Genomic DNA, 17262 nt, shown 5'->3' on the forward strand with positions numbered 1-17262 from the left:
TCGTGACGAAACAATCCACGAGATCTTCCTAGCCGACCAGATCAGCCCTCAGTGCGTGGTCGCCGGATGACGCTCACTGATGATCAGCGGCAACGCGTTCGCATGCGGCGAGCGGACGTGCAGGAAATGGATGCCGAGCCCGTCGATCTCTGTCGTGAACTGCGCAAAGCGATTGAGGCGCGCTTCGCGGCTGCGCCAGTCATATTCGTCGGCCCAGTAGCGGCAGACCTCCTGGATCCAGTTCAGCGGAGCGCCCTGGCTCCAGTCTTCGACCAGCTCGGCCTCGGGCCACCGCGTCCGGCGCAATCTTGATTTGAGATCCTCGAGCACATCGTCACCGACCGATATCCGATAGGGTTGTATCGCTGTGCTCATGGCCTGCTCCTCCAAACGACACGCTCAATATCGGAGGAAAAGCAGGCTATACGCAAGTCGCACGGACAGGCAGCGGCCCTCCCCTCGGCGATTGCGCTTCGGGATCCGGGCAGGCGATCTCGACGCGGCATCCCGCGCCGGGATGAATGGTCAGCCGGAAGCCGTGCAGCTTGACGATCGCAGCCACCAGATTGAGGCCGAGGCCGACGCCAGGCGTGTTGCGCATCTTGTCGGACCGATAGAACCGTCGCAGCACCGCGTCGCGCTCCTCTGCCGTGATCCCGCTGCCGGTATCGACAATGCGGATCACGGTTTCATTGGCGTTGCGCAACAGTTCGATGTCGACCTTGCCGCCTTCCGGCGTGAACTTGATGGCGTTGTCGACGAGATTGGTGACGGCCTCGATCAACAGGTCCCGGTCGCCGCGTACGTTGAGCTCGTGCTCGGCGTGGACAGTCAGCGCGATATTCTTGTTCTCCGCGATCGGCTCGTAGATGTCGCAGACCTCCCGCAACATCTCATGCAGCGGCACGATGCCGAAGCCGGCCGACCGCCGGCTGTTCTCGATCTCGGCAAGCCGCAACAGTGCGGTGATGATCGTCAGCGACTGATCGATCCCTGCGATCGCCTTGTCCGCGACCGTCTGAAGCTGCTCCAGCGACGTTGCATGGGTGCGGCCGCGCTCGAGCGTCAGTCTTGCGCGCGTCAGCGGCGTCCTGAGATCGTGGGCGATATCGTTGCCGACGCCGGCCAGCGCGTTGATCATCGTTTCCATCTCGCCGAACATGCCGTTGACGATGACCGCGAGCTTCGAGAACGGCTCGCTGCCCTCGCTATATGGCAGCCGTTCACGCAGATCGCCCGCGATAATGCGCTGAACGCGCTGGTTGACCTCCTCGACCTGCCGCTGCGCCCGCACGCTCAGCCAGGCACCGGCCAGAAGACAGATGATGAATGCCGGCAACAATCCGAACGCGAGCGCTTCGCCGACGACATGGGAGATTTCCTTGGTCTCATCGACATTGCGTGCAATCACCAGGACGTTGCCGTTTGGCATGCGCTTTGCGATGGCGCGAACTGAGTGATCGTGATTCGGCGGGTCCACCTTCGCCGCCGTGACGCTCTGCGCCGGGGCGTCGATCTTGAGACCGGCCGGAAGACGCTCCATGTTGCCGGCCAACCTCCGCCCGTCCGATCCAAACACCCCTGCAAACTGAACGCCGCGCGAATCCTGCCGCAGATGATCTTCGATCGCGTTGAGCTGGCGCTCCATCGGCAGCGTCGCCATGAAGGCGATCTGACGGCTGAGCATGCGGTCGGTCCGCTCGATCAGATAATTGTCGATCTTCACATAGATGAAACCGAACAGCGCGATCATGAAGACGGCAAGGACGCCGGCCACCGCAAGTGCCCAGCGAAAGCTGTTCGACCGAATGAATTGCCACTGGCCCATCGCGTTCGGATGTCTCTGCATGACGTCAACGGCCATCGATCGGAGCCCGCGCAATATCTCAGGAGGCCGCACGAAGAATGAAGCCGGCACCTCGGACATTCTGGATCATCGGAGTCTCGTCCGGCCCGTCCACCTTGTGGCGCAAGCGGCCCATATGCACGTCGACCAGGTTTGTCGCCGGGACGAATTTGTAGTTCCAGACTTCTTCAAGCAGCATGGCGCGCGTCAGCAACTGGTCGCTGCGCCGCATCATGTATTCGAGCAGGCGAAATTCGCGCGGCAACAGATCGATCACCCGCTCGCCGCGCTTGGCGCTACGCTCGATCAGGTCGAGTTCGAGCTGCCCCACGCGCAGCAACGTCTCGCGCGATTCCATCGGCCGGCGCAGCAGCGCCTCTATCCGGGCGATCAGTTCCACGACCGCGAAAGGCTTGGTGAGATAATCATCGCCGCCCATGCGCAGGCCTCGCACACGGTCATCCACCGCGCCGAGCGCACTTAGCACCAGCACCGGCGTGCGAACCTGCTCCTTCCGCAAGGTCTCGATCACGCTGAGCCCATCCATTCCGGGCAACAGGCGGTCGACAATCATGGCATCAGGCCTCAGGTTGCGCGCCTTGTCGAGGCCTTCTCGACCATTGGCCGACCATTCGACCTCGAACCCGCGTTCGGCGAGTTCGGCCGTGATCTCCTCGGCGGTCTCGCCGTCATCTTCGATCAAGAGCACTTTCGTCATCAATCCGTTCTCGACAACCACCATGCCGGAGGCCCAACTGCCAACCGGGCCGCCAGGAACCGGGCGACGCCGCCAGCCCACTTCAAGTCAGGGAGTGCGCCCGCTCAGCGGCCGCCTGGTCACCGCCCTGGAGGGCAAGCGCGGTGGGGCCGCTCTTCAACCAACATAGGCTTGGCGGCGGAACCACGCCATTAAATTGCATTTTAGGGAGGGATTTTGCTGCCGATCCGGGCGGACCGGTGGAGCGATATCAGGAAACAGCCTGGGTCCTGAGAGTCACGCGGTTGCCGTCGGCCAGGTCGACCGACGGATTGAGGATCACTCTGTCGCCCGCCTTGACACCGCTGTTGATCTCCACTTGCTGGCCGAGGTCACGCACGACATTGACCTTGTGCAGGTGCACCACCCCGTTCTCGACCACGGCGACCTGCAGGCCGCCTTGATTGAAGATGATCGCATCCGCAGACACTTTGAAGCTCGGCGTCTTGCGCGGGATGCGCAGTTCAATCGTGCAGTAGATGCCGGGCGTAAGGGCACCGTCCGGGTTCGGGATATCGATCTCGGTCAACAGCGTTCGCGAACCCGGTTGCAGCGCATCGGCGATCCGCGTCACCTTGCCGGGGAAGGTGCGGTCGGGCAGTTCCGGAACGTGCACGATGGCATCGATCCCCGCACGCACTCCGAACGCCGCATCCTGCGGAACAAACACCTGGGTACGGATGACATTGCTCTGCATGATCGTGAACATGAACGTGCCGCTGGTCGCATCCGCCTGCAGCAGGCTGCCGACATCGACATTGCGCTGGGTGATCACCCCGTCAAACGGGGCAACGACGTGCTGGTAGATCTTCTGCTGATGCAACACTTGCACCTGCGCTTCCTCAGCGACCACATTGGCCTGCGCGACCGAGACCGCGGCCTCCTGCGCCTTCAACGTCTGGGAGTCGATCGTTCCCTGCTGCGCGGTGAGCCAGCCCTTCTCCACCAGCGGCTTATCGCGGTCCCACGTCACCTTGGCCAGTTCCCTGTTGGCCTGCGCCTGCTGCAGCGCCGACCTGAGCTGCCCGAGCGTCGCCTCGGCCTGCGCGATTTGATGGTCGAGTTCCGGCGCAACGATCTCCGCCAGCAATTGCCCTTCCTTGACATGATCACCGATATCAACCTCGCGCTTGGCGATATAGCCGCTGGCGCGCGCGAAGATGTTGGCGGAGGCAAAAGCCGAGGTGGTTGCCGGCAGGTTCACGACGTCGATCCCGTCGCTGGGCTCGACGGTCGCCACACGAACGCCCGGGACGAGATCGCGACGTTGCTCGGCGGTGGCCATAGTCTGGCGGTACTGTGCGTAGTGGCTCCAGGCTCCGGACGCCAGCGCGGCCGCCCCGATCAGCCCCAGGGCCACGCCCGCAGTCCGGCCAATCCAGCGCCTCGAACGGCCATGCCGCACCGGCGCCGGATCGCGCTCACGATCCACTTCGGGCGTCGGCTCAACCTTCAAAGGCCGATTGAAATTCATTCCAGCACCTCGTCGAAAACGCCATGATGTTTCTTGCCGTCGTTACCCTTGCGCAGCATGGCAAACAGATAGGGCACCACCAGCAACGTCGTCGGCGTCGCAAACAGCAAGCCGCCGATCACCGCGCGCGCAAGCGCGGCATTCTGCTCTTCGCCGGCGGCTCCGATCGCCATCGGGATCATGCCCACGATCATTGCGGCCGCGGTCATCAGCACCGGCCGGATTCTGGTATGCCCGGCCTCGATCGCGGCCTCGAAGGCAGTCTTTCCGGCGAGCTGCTGCTCGCGGGCGAAAGTCACCAGCAGGATCGAGTTGGCTGACGCCACACCCACCGCCATGATCGCTCCCATCAGCGACGGCACGTTCAAGGTCGTGCTGGTCACGAACAGCATGGTGAGGATGCCGCAGAGCGTCGCGGGCAAGGCCAGGATGACGACGAAGGGATCACCGAAGTTCTGATAGTTCACCACCATCAGCATGTAGACAAAGACCGCGGCAAACAGCAGGCCGATGCCGAGATTGATGAACGAGCTGTTCATGCTGTCGATCTGGCCGATCACCTGGATCGAATTGCCGGGCTTGAGCTGCTTCTGCAGATCCCCGACAATATGGCTGATCTGGCTCGCGACGCTGCCGAGGTCACGGCCTTGCGTGCTGGCATAGATCTCGTAGACCGGCTGAATATTGGCCTGGTTGGCGTTGGTCGGGACGCTGCCGCGTCTGAACGTGGCGACGTTGCTGAGCAGGCCGGGCACGGGTGTGTCGGTCAGCGACGCCAGCGACGTCGAAACCGGCGTGTTGCCGAGATCGCTGACGGACGAAATCCTGCTCTCGGGCGTCTGTACTGCAAAGTAGTATGGAATGCCGGAACTGGGGTCGGTCCAGAAGTTCGGCTGCACCTGCTCGGACGAACTCAGGCTGACATTGAGATTGGTAGCGATCGTGTTGGCGTTCAGGCCGAGTTGGGCCGCGCGGGTGCGATCGATATCGGCATAGAACGCGGGCGCGTTCACTTCCTGCTGCAGATGCGCATCCACCACGCCGGGGATATCGGCGAGACGCTGCCGCAGTTCCTGTGCGACACGCAGATTATTGTCCTTGTCGTAGCCGACCGTGCGGACGTCGATCTGCGCCGGCAGTCCGAAATTGAGGATCTGCGTCACGATATCCGCCGCCTGGAAGTAGAACGTGTCCTCCGGGAAGGCCTTGGGCAACTCCTCGCGCAGCTTACGCACATAGTCGGCGGTCGGCGCGTGGCCCTCCTTGAGCGCCACCAGGATCACGCCGTCATTGACGCCGATGGTCGAGCCGTCGCTGAAGGCGAGATTATACGGCCGTGCCGGCAGTCCGATATTATCGACGATCAGCTCGCGCTGATCGGCCGGAATGACTTCGCGGATCTTGTTCTCGACCTGCTGAAAGATACGTTCCGTCCCCTCGATCCTGGTCCCGGCCGGCGCACGGACATGAAGTTGGATCTGTCCGCCATCGATCGCCGGAAAGAAGTCGCGGCCGACCATCGGAAACATCGCGCCGCCCAGCAGCAAGACAAGTCCCATGCCGATCGGGATGATGAAGCGATGCTCCAGCAATCCGGTAAGCCAGCGCGAATAGGCATGGCGTATGGCCTCAAAGCCGCGTTCGAACGCGGCATGGAAGCGGGCGAACAAGCCGGCCGTAACCGCCCCCGGCTCGCCGTGATGTTCGCCCTTAAGCAGAAGGCCGATCACGATCGGCGTCAGCGTTCGGGAAAGCCCGTAGGACGCCAGCATCGCAAACACGACGGCAAGCCCGAGCGGCGTGAACAGGTACTTTGCCGGCCCATCCAGGAACACCACGGAGGTGAAGACGCAGCTAATCGCAAGCGTCGAGACCAAGGTCGGCACGGCAATGCCTGCGGCGCCGTGCAGCGTCGCCTGCGGCAGCGGCATCCCCTCCTCGGTAAGCAGCCGATGGGTGTTCTCGATCGTAACCGTCGAGTCGTCCACGAGAATGCCGACCGCGAGCGCCAGTCCGCCGAGCGTCATCGTGTTCAAGGTTTCGCCGAGGAAATAAAGCACGATCAGCGAAGCCAGGATCAAGAGCGGGATCGAGATCATGACCACCACGGTCGAGCGCCACGATCCAAGGAACAGCAGGATCATCAGCGCCGTCAGCGCCGCGGCGATCGCGCCCTCGCGCAGCACGCCCGTGACCGACTCCTTCACGAACACCGACTGATCGAACAGTTCATTGATCTGCATACCCTGAGGTGCCGCGGCGCGCGCGGTCTGCAACGCCTGGTGCACGGCATTGACCACGGAGAGCGTGGAGGCATTGCCGTTCTTGATGATGCTGAGCAGCACCGAGCGCCGGCCATTCTGCCGCACGACATTCTGCTGCACCAGCCAACCGTCATGCACCTGTCCGACATCCTTGACGAACACCGTCGCGCCGTTCACCACCTTGATCGGAATGTTGTTGAGGTCGTCGATGCTCGGCGGCGTCGCATTGGTGCGGATGGCATATTGCGTCTTGCCGAACTTCGCCGTGCCTGCCGGCAATGTCAGGTTCTGGGTGTTGACGGCGTTCACCACGTCGAGCGGCGTCAATCCCTTGGCGAGCAGCTTTTCCGGATCGATATCGACCATGATCTGGCGGTACTTGCCGCCCGCCGGCGTCGGCAGCGTGATGCCGGGGATCGGCGCCAATTGCTGACGGATACGATAGATGCCGTAGTCGTAGAGCTGCTGCTCACTGAGCGTGTCGGAACTCAGGCTGATCTGCAGCACCGGAACGCTTGAGGCATTGAACTGCACCACCACCGGCGGCTGGATCCCCGGCGGCATCAACGCACGGATCGAGTTGGTCGCGGCTACAATCTGGGAAATCGCGAGGTCGAGATTGACGTCGGGCTGGAAGTAGATCTTCTGCACCGACAGCCCCGCCATGGTCTGGGCTTCGATGTTTCGGATGCCGTTGACGTTGGAGCTGATCGAATACTGGCTGTAGGTGGTGACGCGCTGCTCCATCTCGGGCGTGCTCAGCCCGGTGTAGCTCCAGATCACCGTCACCACGGGGATGTTGATTTCCGGAAAGATGTCCGTCGGCATCTTGTAGCTGACGACGGCACCCAGAAACAGGATCAGCGCAGCGACCACATAGAATGTATGTGGAAACCGCAGAGCGAAGCGAACGATACCCATAATCGGTCCTTAACCGCGCGCCGCCCTGCTGGTCCTTACGCAACCCGGCAGCGCGCCTATTTCAATTGCACCTGCACGACGTGACCGGGCTTTTCCGGAACGCCCTCCGCGATCACCACGTAACGTCGCTGAATTTTGTCTTCGCCACGCCCCATACTCCGGCGAGATGCAAGAGCCGATATCCTCATTGTCTCCATCCCCTATTGCATATGCATTGTATGGTTAGACATCGCGTCCGGTGAGTGCATGGCAGGCATCGTATCCGGCAGTGGCGCAGGCGCAGTACCTGGCTGTGTCGGCGCCGCAACCGACGGCGGCAACTCCTGGCCAACCGCAAGCCGCATCGCCGCGATCTCCTGCTGCTGAGTTACGACGATTTCCTGCGCGAGACGGCGAAGCTGCTCGTTATGGCCGTAGCGAAGGACGGCCTTCGCCATATCGATCGCGCCTTGATGGTGCGGGACCATCATGGCGACGAAATCACGGTCGACATCGCCGGTCGGCTTGATCGTCATGTCCGCCATCATCTTGTTCATGGCGGCATCGTTTTCCGAAAGGAAGGGCTGCTCGCCGGCATAGTCTGGGCGATCGGCCACATATTGTACCGCCCCGCGAACGTGATACGCCCTGGTGGGATTCTGGGCCAAGACGAACGACGTCGCCGCGACCGAGGCTGTCGTCGCAATTGAGATCACGCGTTTGCGAACGAAAGAACGTGACAGCACAATCATCCATACCTCCAAGCAAAATCTGCCGCTGCGTGGAGCGACCCACGGCCCGACCTCTTCCGTTTCCGAATACCTCTAGTGGGTAGTCCGCCCGAACAAGCCCAAAGACGTCGCGTCGCCGACGCCTCTCAAAGGTGGCGGTCGAACATCCCATTCTCAACTAAAAAACGATTTAGGTATCGACGGCGCCGATTGGATGTCGGATCGACGTGTTTGGCATCAACAAGCTGCTACGATCAGCCAACATTCGGTGATGAAGCGGATCGCAGCACTCAAGATCCGGTGAGCCGGCCAGGGCTTTTCTCCTCACGCGATGAGGCCGCGTCGAAAATCGCGCGAGCCAACTCTTGATCGAGCTATGCGCAGAAGGCTGATCTGTTCATTCAATTGTGACTGCGGACCCTCGCGCTGTGATGACGAGCGTCCGTCTTCCTATGCGTCAGAACTGGCTGACCGGACGATCGCACATCGCAGCGCCTGTCGTTTCAGGCCATGCGCGGCAGATTTGTTGCGTTGATTTCAACGACGTCAGAGAAAAGACGATGCCAGAGCCGGGCTCTCTGCGAGCGCATGCGCGGTATACTCCAGCGCGCTCCTGACCTGCGCTCGATTGACGGGGCCGCCGAGGCATATCCTGACTGCCTCGGGCGGCGATCCGTTGACGACGAATGCATCGCTTGCGACGACACCGATGCCGGTCGATCGCATGTGCTCGACGAATGCCGAGCGCGTCCATGGCGCGGGTAGTGGGACCCAGATGTTGAAGCTGAGCAGGTCCCCGCGATAGGAGCCTTTCGGCAATATCTCCGCTGCTAGCCTCTGCCGCGCCGACGTCTCCGTGCGGATGAACCGCAGGATTGTGTCTGCGGTGCCGTCCTCGATCCAGCGCGTCACCAGCGACACCGTGAGCGGCGAGGCCATGACTGTTGCTGCACGAAGCGCGGAGGCGAACGGCCAGGCCGAACGCGTATCGGGGACCACGACATAGGCCGCGCGTAGTCCCGCGCCGATGCATTTTGCAAGGCCCGCGACATGCCAGGTGAGATCGGGCGCAATCGCGGCAAACGGCGCGTGGCCGTGACCGTGTTCGGGGATGAAGCCATAGGCATCGTCCTCGACGATCGGCAACTTGTAGCGCCGCGCGATTGCGACGATGTCGCGCCGTCGAGAGTCTGGAATCGTCAGCGTCGTCGGATTCTGCAGCGTCGGATTGAGATAGATCGCCTTCGGCTTCAGCTTCTTGCACGCATCGGTCAAGGCCTGCGGCTCGACACCGTCGTCGTCCATCGGCAAGCCGACCAGCGTGATGCCGAGTTGCGCGGCGATCGCGCGTATCCCCGGATAGGTGATGGCCTCGCACAGCACGACCTCGCCGGGCTTTGCGAGGATCGAGAGAATGCCAAGCAACGCCGGGTGCGCGCCAGGCGACACGAAGATACGGCTCTGCGCCGGCACCAGCGCGCGCCGGCCGAGCCAACTCGACGCCGCATCCTTGTCGGCCTGGGTGCCGCCGAAACCCTGGTAGCGCAACAGCGAGACGACATCGCGTATGATGTAGTCCGCCCCCGCCTGCATCCTGGCGATCAAGTCGAGGTCATCAGGCTCGGGCGGCAGGTTCATCGAGAGGTCAACCGGCCGCGGCGGAAAGGCCTGCGCCGAACGCCGCGGGCGCGGCTTGTCGCGGACGAAAGTTCCCTGCCCGACCTTGGATTCGATCAGCCCGCGCTTCTGCGCCTCGACATAACCGCGCGCCACCGTCGTGAAGTCGATGTCGAGGCGCTTGGCCAGTTTGCGCTGCGGCGGCAATCGGTCGCCGATGACAAGTTTTCCGGCGGCGATATCATCGGCGATGGCGTCGGCAATCGCGAGATAGCGCGGCTTGTCACTGTTGGAGAGGTCGGGTCGCCAGTCGGTCATTTGCGAGATTTAGCACATGAATTCAAAATTGACCGTATATTGTTGTACGTCATCTCGCAATTAGGTCCGAAGCACTGCCATTCTTTCTGCGGCACACGACGAAGGCGCCTGCATAACAATCGAGCGCGTTGCACAGTGCTGAGAGGCAGCTTTTTCTGACGGCAGAGAAACAATCCCTACAGTCCCGTCAGATATCCAGTCAAGATTGACTGTATACATGACTGTATATTGACTGCTTTGATGATTTATCGTGCAAACAGGCATTTGGCACATCGATTGCAAATCCTGAAATCGATCCGGGAGGCCGGACGAGAGCAGGAGGTGCACAATGCCCGCAGTAACGATGCCCGCTCGCCAGAAAGGCGATTTTCTTGTCGATTATGAGGAGAAGGTTTTCGAGGACGTCAAAGCCAAGCCCGGCGAGAAGGCGCTGGTGACGTTCCACACTGTCGCGTTCGAAGGCTCGATCGGTCTCGTCAACATCCTTCAGGCGCTTCGGTTGAAGCGAAAGGGCTTTGACACCTCGATCCTGCTCTATGGTCCGGGCGTCACGCTCGGCGTCCAGCGCGGCTTTCCGAAGATCGGCGACGAAGCGTTTCCCGGCGCCCAGAACTTCAACAACCAGCTCGCAAAATTCATGGACGAAGGCGGCAACGTCTACGCCTGCCGCTTCGCCTTGCAGGCGCTGTACGGCCATGGCGAGCCGTCGCTGATCCCGGGCATCCGGCCGATCAATCCGCTCGACGTGCTGGATCTGATCCTGATCCACCGCAACGACAACGCCTTCATGCTCCACACCTGGACGCTCTGAGCCGAACCTGCGCGAGCGGACGAGGGAGGAGACAGTGACAGCGAAACGCATCGTCAAGGCTGCAGCCGTCCAGATCGCACCCGATCTGGAGACGCCGAGCGGAACCGTCGATCGGATCCTTGCGGCCATTGCGGAAGCGGCCGGCAAGGGCGTCCAGTTCGCCGTGTTTCCAGAGACGCTGGTTCCCTGGTATCCGTATTTTTCCTTCGTCCGCCCGCCGGTCCTGAGCGGGGCCGAACACATCCAGCTCTACGACAACGCCGTCGTCGTGCCGGGTCCTGTGACCGACGCCATCGCGCAAGCCGCCAAGCGCCACGCCATGGTGATCGTGCTCGGCGTCAACGAGCGCGACCACGGCTCCCTCTATAACGCGCAGCTGGTGTTCGACGCGGACGGCACGATCGCGCTGAAGCGGCGCAAGATCACGCCGACGTTCCACGAGCGCATGATCTGGGGCCAGGGCGATGGCGCCGGACTGAAGGTGGTCGATACCGCCGTCGGCCGCGTCGGCGCGCTCGCCTGCTGGGAACACTACAATCCCCTCGCCCGCTACGCGCTGATGGCGCAACACGAGGAAATTCACGCCGCGCAATTTCCGGGCTCGCTGGTCGGACAGATCTTCGCCGACCAGATCGAAGTGACGATCCGCCACCATGCGCTCGAAAGCGGATGCTTCGTCGTCAACGCTACCGGCTGGCTCTCCGAGGAGCAGATCGCGAAGATCTCGCCGGACGAAGGCCTGCGCAAGGGCCTGCGCGGCGGCTGTATGACCGCGATCGTCTCGCCGGAAGGCAATCACCTCGTCCCGCCGCTCACCGGCGGCGAAGGAATTCTGGTCGCCGACCTCGATATGGCGCTGATCACCAAGCGCAAGCGGATGATGGACTCGGTCGGCCATTATGCCCGCCCCGAACTCCTGTCGCTTCTGCTCAACGACCAGCCGGCGCGTCCGATGCACGGCCTTCACCCCAATCGACTCATGCCCATTCCGGGAGATGTATCCGATGACACAGCAGATGCCGCACGAGCGCCTCAAGGCGATGCCGACCGAGGAGTTGATCAACGAGTTGCAGTCCTTCGGAGTACGCCTCGCTGATCCCAGGAACGGCGGCATCAGCCGCCGGGGTGGCGCCGGCCCCTCCGACCATACGCCGTTCACCATCGATGGCTCCACCGTGATGGTGCCGGTCCATAATGCGCCGGCGTTCGAGAGCCCGTACCTCGTCGAGCGCCCGGATGCCGCCGGCCGCAGCCGCATCTCGCGCGACGGCATCGTACTCGCCGACGTCTCGTTCCCGCTGCGGCCGAAATTCTACGAGCTCAGCACCGCCGACGGTATCCCCTATTCCAAGATCGCGACATTGCATGGGCGTGACGTGCTCGCGACCACCGTGCTGCAGACCTGTATCCGCTATCAGAGCCGCACCAAGACCTGCCAGTTCTGCGCGATCGGCCAGTCGCTCGCGGCCGACCGCACGGTCGAGCGCAAGACGCCGGCGCAGCTTGCCGAAGTCGCCAAGGCGGCCGTCGAACTCGACGGCGTCCGCCACATGGTGATGACCACGGGCACGCCGCGCACCTCCGATCGCGGCGCGGCGATCCTTGCCGAGAGCGCCGCGGCCGTCAAAGCAGCCGTCGACCTGCCGATCCAGGCGCAATGCGAGCCGCCGGACGACTTCGCCTGGTTCGGCCGCATGAAGGATGCCGGTGTCGATGCCCTCGGCATGCATCTGGAGGTCATTGGCGCCGACGTGCGGCAACGGATCATGCCGGGCAAGGCCCAGGTCTCCATCGACGACTATTTCGAAGCCTTCGCGGCGGCGGTGCCGGTGTTCGGCTGCGGCCAGGTCTCGACCTATATCCTCGCCGGTCTCGGCGACAGCCCCGCCAAAATTCTCGCCACCTCGCAGCGACTGATCGACATCGGCGTCTATCCATTCGTCGTTCCCTTCGTGCCGATCGCCGGCACTCCATTGGAGAGCCATCCGACACCACCTCCTTCGTTCATGCACGACATCCTGCGTCCGCTTGCGGACATGCTCCTGGCCGGGAACTTGCGGGCTTCCGACATCAAGGCGGGCTGCGGCAAGTGCGGCGCCTGCTCGGCGCTATCGACCTACGAACGGAGGGCCATCGCATGATCTTCGAATCCTTCAAGCCGTTCATTGCGCCGGAATTCCAGGTGAAGTTCGCAACCGAAGCCTGGGAGAAGGCTGCGGCCGCTGCGCTCCGCCGCCGGGTGTTTTGCGAGGAGCAGCACATCTTCGCCGATGATGACCGCGATGCGATCGACGACTTCGCCATTCCGCTCGTGGCGGTGTCGCTGCTTGGTGTCGCAGAGGACGACGTCGTCGGCACCGTGCGTATTCACCCTGATGACCATGAGCCTGATGTCTGGTGGGGATCGCGGCTCGCAGTTGCGAGGAGCTATCGCCGGCTGAGCGCGGTCGGCGCTGGCCTGATCCGGCTTGCGGTGTCGTCGGCACACGCGCGCGGCTGCCGACGCTTCCTCGCCAATGTGCAGAGCCAGAATGCGCTTCTGTTCCAGCACATGCACTGGCGATCGCTCGGCGAGTTCGAGCTGCACGGCCGCGCACATCACCGCATGGAGGCCGATCTCGATCACTATCCGCCATTCCGCACTCCTGAGACCGGCTTCCTCTCGCTGGCGAAACTGGCGGCCTGATCATGCTCTCCGGCGTCGCCATCGATCTGCTTGCGGAACGGCTTCGGCAGAGCCGCGGCATCGCCGCCAAGGCCGACATCGCCGCGGTGGCCTCCGCGCTCGAGCTGTCGGGCGATCAGGCAATCCCGGTCGGCGATGACTGCGCCGCGATCGCGGATGGTGACGGCTACCTCCTGTTTGCCATCGAAGGTTTCATGAACGAATTCGTCGCCGCCGATCCCTGGTTCGCCGGCTGGTGCGGCGCAATGGTCAACATCTCCGATGTCGCGGCGATGGGCGGACGGCCGACCGCGATCGTCAATGCAATCTGGTCCGACGGCGCGGATAACGCGGCGCCAATCCTCGCCGGATTGAAGGCAGCGGCGAAGGCGTTCGGCGTCCCCGTCATCGGCGGCCACACCAATGTCCGCAGCACCCAGAGCCAGTTCGCCGTCGCGATCCTCGGCCGCGCCGCCCGGCTGCTCACGAGTTTCGATGCGATGCCAGGCGACAAGCTCGTTGCCGCGATCGATCTGCGCGGCCGATACCGCGAACCGTTCGCGAACTGGGAAGCGGCAACCGACGCACCGCCGGAACGGCTGCGCGGCGACATCGCGATCCTGCCGTCGCTTGCCGAGTCCGGGCTTGCGTGCGCCGCCAAGGACATCAGCCAGGGCGGTATCGTCGGCACCGCTGCGATGCTCGCCGAGTGCTCGCAGGTGGCGCTCGCCCTCGATCTCGACGCGATACCGATTCCGGACGGCGTTCCGCTCGAACGCTGGCTGCAGACCTTTCCGAGCTTCGGCTACCTGCTGTCGGTCAAGCCGGAACATATCGACGAAGCGCTCGCCCGCTTCCGCCAGCGCGGCATCGCCGCTGCGTCTGTCGGCGACGTGATGGCCGGAACCACGGTCGACATTCGCGCAGGCTCCGACCGCGCCACGGTGTGGGATTTCGAACGGCAGCCCTTGATCGGCTGCGGCCCCTCCCGGCCTCCCGTTCAGCGGAGCGTCGCATGACCGCTTCATCCGCCCGGCTCCGCATCGCGATCCTGACCCACTCGACCAATGCGCGCGGCGGCGTGGTGCACGCGCTCGAACTCGCCGACGCCCTGACGAGGCTCGGCCATGTCGCCGTCGTGCATGCGCCCGATCGCACCGGCAAGGGCTTCTTCCGTTCCAGTCTCGCGCCGACCGTATCGGTGCCGGCGTCGGCTGTCTCTGATGACGTCACGTCGATGGTGGAAACGCGCATCGCGGACTATGTGCGGCATTTCGACGATCCCGCACATCGCCAATTCGATGTCTACCACGCCCAAGACGGCATCTCCGGCAATGCGCTGGCGACGCTGAAGCAGCGCGGGCTGATCCAGGGTTACGTCCGCACCGTCCATCATGTCGACGACTTCCGCGACGTGCGGTTGCGTCAACTCGACCAGCGCTCGATCGTTCTCGCCGATCAGCTCTTCGTCGTCAGCCGGATGTGGCAGGAGCGGCTGAGGATCGAACTGGCCTGCACGTCGACCTTGGTCGGCAACGCCGTCGACACCAGCCGCTACTCGCCCGCCTCCAATCCCATCGATAGCGCACTGCGCCCCCGGCTCGGCCTTCGCGAGGGACCGGTGCTGCTGGCGATCGGAGGCATCGAGCGGCGCAAGAATACCCATGCGATCCTCGATGCCTTCTGTCAGGTCCATGCCGTCCACCGCTCCGCACAGCTCGTGATCGCCGGCGGCGCTTCGCTGCTCGACCATGGCGCCTACCAGCAGCAGTTTCGGCTGCGACTGCAGGATGCAGGCCTGCCGGCAAATGCGGTGATCGAGACCGGGCCGCTGGCCGATGCCGAAATGCCATCGCTCTATCGGCTTTCGGATGCCCTGGCCTTTCCGTCGCTGCGCGAGGGCTTTGGCCTCGTCGTGCTTGAAGCGATGGCGAGCGGCGTTCCCGTGATCGTCTCGCATATCCCGCCTTTCACCGAATATCTCGGCGACGATGACGTCGCCTGGTGCGATCCACATCATGCAGGCTCGATCGCCAATGCCATCATCAGCGCGCTGTCCGAGCCGCTTCGCTCCCGCCTCGCCGCGAACGGACGTAACGTCGCCGAACGTCACGATTGGAGCCGCACCGCCGAGGCGCACCTTCCGGCCTATCACCGCATGAGCGAGGTGCACTATGCCTGAAATGCGTTTCCATGTGCGCTGGCCGGATGAAAGCATCGAAGCCTGCTACTCGCCGTCGCTCGTCATCAAGGACCACCTCACTGTCGGCACGACCTACCCGCTCGCCGATTTCCGGGAACGCAGCCGCATTGCGCTGACGATCGCAGCGGAGCGCGTCCGCGAGAAATACGGCTTCTTCTGCACGCGCGCCCTCGGCCAGCTTGCCCGGATCGAGGAGAAGGCCAGCCGGTTCGAGGCCACGCCGGGGGCCTCCGTCACCATCGTTTCGTTCGAAGACTAACAGGAGTTCATGATGTCTGATCTCGACTCTTACTACCCGGTCGTCGTGATCGGCGGCGGACAGGCTGGCCTTGCGATGAGCGCGCAACTCAGCCGGCACGATATCGACCACGTGGTGCTGGAGAAGAACAGCATCGCCCATTCCTGGAAGACGCAGCGCTGGGACGCGTTCTGCCTGGTGACGCCGAACTGGCAGTGCCAGCTTCCCGGTTTTCCCTATGCCGGCAACGATCCGCACGGCTTCATGCTACGTGAGGAGATCGTCGCCTATATCGAGGATTTCGCGAAGCACATCGCGGCGCCGGTCCGTGAAGGCGTTGCGGTCGTCAGGCTGTGGCAGACAGATGGAAGATTCCTGCTCGAGACGACCGCGGGCGAGATCGCCGCTGATAGCGTCGTGCTCGCGGTGAGCGGATATCACGTCCCAAGGATTCCGGAGTTCGCGGAGCGGCTGGACCCGGCCATCACGCAGATCCATTCTTCCGCCTACCGCAATCCGGACCAGTTGCCATCGGGTGAGATCTTCGTCGTCGGCAGTGGCCAGTCCGGCTGCCAGATCGCCGAGGACCTGCATCTGGCCGGCCGCAAGGTTCATCTCGCGGTGGGCAGTGCGCCGCGCTGTCCTCGCTTCTACCGCGGCCGCGACGCCGTCGACTGGCTCGATGATCTCGGCCAGTACGATCTGCCGGTGGATCAGCATCCACTGCGGGAAAAGGTTCGCAAGAACGCCAACCACTATCTCACCGGCCGCGACGGCGGCCGCGACATCGACCTGCGCAAGTTTGCGCTCGAAGGCATGAAACTCTACGGGCGCCTGAAGGACGCGCGCGGCACCACGTTGCGGCTCGGCGACGATCTGAAGACCAACCTCGACAATGCCGATCGCGTCTACAACGGCATCTGCAGCCTGATCGACGACCACATCGCAAGGGGCGGGATCGATGCGCCGCTGACGCCGCACTATGCGCCGGTGTGGTCGCCCGCCACGACTCCGACGGAGCTCGACCTTGCGGCAGTCGGCATCACCAGCATCATCTGGACCACCGGCTTTCGTTCGGACTGGTCGTGGGTCGATTTGCCGCTGTTCGACGGCGCAAGTTATCCCACGCACAAGCGCGGCATCACCTCGGTCGATGGCGCCTATGTGATCGGATTGCCCTGGCTTTACACCTGGGGTTCGGGCCGGTTCATCGGCATCGGACGCGACACCGGGTTCGTGGCGGACCACATCGTCGGCCGCCGGAACGCGGTGCAGGAGAATGCAACTCGCGCAGACGGACGCATGCTTGCGCTTGATGCGGCGGGTTAAGCGCCAATCACACCGACGTCGTTCCTGCGAAAGCAGGGACCCATATGTGGACGGCCCCCGTGGCACAAGAGCTTTTGAGGTGATCGGATCGCTGCATCCATATGTCCGG

Annotated in this window: 15 protein-coding genes and 1 pseudogene; 9 read left to right on the forward strand and 7 right to left on the reverse strand. The window is 63.2% G+C overall.

All coding sequences use genetic code 11. From position 1 onward, the window contains the following. Window positions 1-57 precede the first annotated feature (57 nt). The 6 genes and pseudogenes from AAFX91_RS26995 to AAFX91_RS27020 all read right to left on the reverse strand — a co-directional run. Window positions 58-375 (reverse strand): annotated as a pseudogene (locus tag AAFX91_RS26995) (epoxide hydrolase N-terminal domain-containing protein); the annotation flags it as partial. 46 nt (window positions 376-421) lie between these two features. After that, the gene (locus AAFX91_RS27000; RefSeq protein WP_394568670.1) at window positions 422-1864 is read right to left on the reverse strand and encodes an ATP-binding protein; all 1443 of its coding nucleotides are present in this window, start codon (window positions 1862-1864) and stop codon (window positions 422-424) included. A 22-nt stretch (window positions 1865-1886) separates the two neighbouring features. Continuing rightward, window positions 1887-2564 (reverse strand): response regulator transcription factor, encoded by a 678-nt coding sequence (locus AAFX91_RS27005; protein ID WP_130577041.1) that lies wholly within the window; start codon window positions 2562-2564, stop codon window positions 1887-1889. A gap of 250 nt (window positions 2565-2814) precedes the next feature. Next, window positions 2815-4077: an efflux RND transporter periplasmic adaptor subunit gene (locus AAFX91_RS27010; RefSeq protein ID WP_130577040.1), complete on the reverse strand. Its 1263-nt coding sequence runs from the start codon at window positions 4075-4077 to the stop codon at window positions 2815-2817. After that, window positions 4074-7262 (reverse strand): efflux RND transporter permease subunit, encoded by a 3189-nt coding sequence (locus tag AAFX91_RS27015; RefSeq protein WP_394568671.1) that lies wholly within the window; start codon window positions 7260-7262, stop codon window positions 4074-4076. Before AAFX91_RS27015 ends, AAFX91_RS27010 begins: the two co-directional genes overlap by 4 nt. A gap of 200 nt (window positions 7263-7462) precedes the next feature. Continuing rightward, the gene (locus AAFX91_RS27020) at window positions 7463-7957 is read right to left on the reverse strand and encodes a DUF305 domain-containing protein (RefSeq protein ID WP_394568679.1); all 495 of its coding nucleotides are present in this window, start codon (window positions 7955-7957) and stop codon (window positions 7463-7465) included. On the opposite strand from AAFX91_RS27020, the gene AAFX91_RS27025 reads away from it, so the two are divergent. Continuing rightward, entirely contained in the window at window positions 7893-8069 is a 177-nt protein-coding gene (locus AAFX91_RS27025; RefSeq protein WP_394568680.1) for a hypothetical protein, read from the forward strand. The two genes, AAFX91_RS27020 and AAFX91_RS27025, sit on opposite strands and share 65 nt — an antisense overlap. Before the next feature lie 449 nt (window positions 8070-8518). Here the strand turns inward: AAFX91_RS27025 and AAFX91_RS27030 are convergent, their stop codons facing one another. Further along, a complete protein-coding gene (locus AAFX91_RS27030; protein WP_394568672.1) occupies window positions 8519-9907 on the reverse strand; it encodes a PLP-dependent aminotransferase family protein in 1389 nt (462 codons plus the stop codon). Window positions 9908-10235: 328 nt separating this feature from the next. On the opposite strand from AAFX91_RS27030, the gene AAFX91_RS27035 reads away from it, so the two are divergent. Genes AAFX91_RS27035 through AAFX91_RS27070 form a run of 8 tightly spaced genes read left to right on the forward strand, consistent with a single transcriptional unit; the run spans window position 10236 to window position 17153 of the window. Beyond that, window positions 10236-10718, forward strand: a complete 483-nt coding sequence (locus AAFX91_RS27035; RefSeq protein ID WP_130582573.1) for an MSMEG_0572/Sll0783 family nitrogen starvation response protein — start codon at window positions 10236-10238, stop codon at window positions 10716-10718. Window positions 10719-10752: 34 nt separating this feature from the next. Next, on the forward strand, window positions 10753-11814 hold the full coding sequence (locus tag AAFX91_RS27040; RefSeq protein ID WP_394568673.1) for a Nit6803 family nitrilase: 1062 nt from the start codon (window positions 10753-10755) through the stop codon (window positions 11812-11814). Next, window positions 11723-12859 carry an MSMEG_0568 family radical SAM protein gene (locus AAFX91_RS27045; protein ID WP_394568674.1) on the forward strand — a complete coding sequence of 379 codons (1137 nt, stop codon included), beginning with the start codon at window positions 11723-11725 and terminating at the stop codon, window positions 12857-12859. The genes AAFX91_RS27040 and AAFX91_RS27045 overlap by 92 nt, the downstream gene beginning before the upstream one ends. Beyond that, a complete protein-coding gene (locus AAFX91_RS27050; protein ID WP_394568675.1) occupies window positions 12856-13404 on the forward strand; it encodes an MSMEG_0567/Sll0786 family nitrogen starvation N-acetyltransferase in 549 nt (182 codons plus the stop codon). Before AAFX91_RS27045 ends, AAFX91_RS27050 begins: the two co-directional genes overlap by 4 nt. Before the next feature lie 2 nt (window positions 13405-13406). Then, the gene (locus AAFX91_RS27055) at window positions 13407-14402 is read left to right on the forward strand and encodes a sll0787 family AIR synthase-like protein (protein WP_394568676.1); all 996 of its coding nucleotides are present in this window, start codon (window positions 13407-13409) and stop codon (window positions 14400-14402) included. Then, on the forward strand, window positions 14399-15565 hold the full coding sequence (locus AAFX91_RS27060; protein WP_394568677.1) for an MSMEG_0565 family glycosyltransferase: 1167 nt from the start codon (window positions 14399-14401) through the stop codon (window positions 15563-15565). The genes AAFX91_RS27055 and AAFX91_RS27060 overlap by 4 nt, the downstream gene beginning before the upstream one ends. Then, entirely contained in the window at window positions 15558-15845 is a 288-nt protein-coding gene (locus AAFX91_RS27065; protein WP_130582578.1) for an MSMEG_0570 family nitrogen starvation response protein, read from the forward strand. The genes AAFX91_RS27060 and AAFX91_RS27065 overlap by 8 nt, the downstream gene beginning before the upstream one ends. 9 nt (window positions 15846-15854) lie before the next feature. Continuing rightward, a complete protein-coding gene (locus AAFX91_RS27070; RefSeq protein WP_394568678.1) occupies window positions 15855-17153 on the forward strand; it encodes an MSMEG_0569 family flavin-dependent oxidoreductase in 1299 nt (432 codons plus the stop codon). The last annotated feature ends 109 nt before the right edge of the window (window positions 17154-17262 follow it).

The sequence above is a fragment of the Bradyrhizobium sp. 31Argb genome (assembly GCF_043638955.1).
Lineage (GTDB): Bacteria > Pseudomonadota > Alphaproteobacteria > Rhizobiales > Xanthobacteraceae > Bradyrhizobium.

Coding starts and splice junctions, on each gene's coding strand:
- AAFX91_RS27015 (WP_394568671.1), bottom strand. CDS start 7,262: ATGGGTATCGTTCGCTTCGCTCTGCGGTTTCCACATACATTCTATGTG.
- AAFX91_RS27030 (WP_394568672.1), bottom strand. CDS start 9,907: ATGACCGACTGGCGACCCGACCTCTCCAACAGTGACAAGCCGCGCTAT.
- AAFX91_RS27010 (WP_130577040.1), bottom strand. CDS start 4,077: ATGAATTTCAATCGGCCTTTGAAGGTTGAGCCGACGCCCGAAGTGGAT.
- AAFX91_RS27055 (WP_394568676.1), top strand. CDS start 13,407: ATGCTCTCCGGCGTCGCCATCGATCTGCTTGCGGAACGGCTTCGGCAG.
- AAFX91_RS27035 (WP_130582573.1), top strand. CDS start 10,236: ATGCCCGCAGTAACGATGCCCGCTCGCCAGAAAGGCGATTTTCTTGTC.
- AAFX91_RS27045 (WP_394568674.1), top strand. CDS start 11,723: ATGACACAGCAGATGCCGCACGAGCGCCTCAAGGCGATGCCGACCGAG.
- AAFX91_RS27065 (WP_130582578.1), top strand. CDS start 15,558: ATGCCTGAAATGCGTTTCCATGTGCGCTGGCCGGATGAAAGCATCGAA.
- AAFX91_RS27005 (WP_130577041.1), bottom strand. CDS start 2,564: ATGACGAAAGTGCTCTTGATCGAAGATGACGGCGAGACCGCCGAGGAG.
- AAFX91_RS27060 (WP_394568677.1), top strand. CDS start 14,399: ATGACCGCTTCATCCGCCCGGCTCCGCATCGCGATCCTGACCCACTCG.
- AAFX91_RS27050 (WP_394568675.1), top strand. CDS start 12,856: ATGATCTTCGAATCCTTCAAGCCGTTCATTGCGCCGGAATTCCAGGTG.
- AAFX91_RS27000 (WP_394568670.1), bottom strand. CDS start 1,864: ATGGCCGTTGACGTCATGCAGAGACATCCGAACGCGATGGGCCAGTGG.
- AAFX91_RS27070 (WP_394568678.1), top strand. CDS start 15,855: ATGATGTCTGATCTCGACTCTTACTACCCGGTCGTCGTGATCGGCGGC.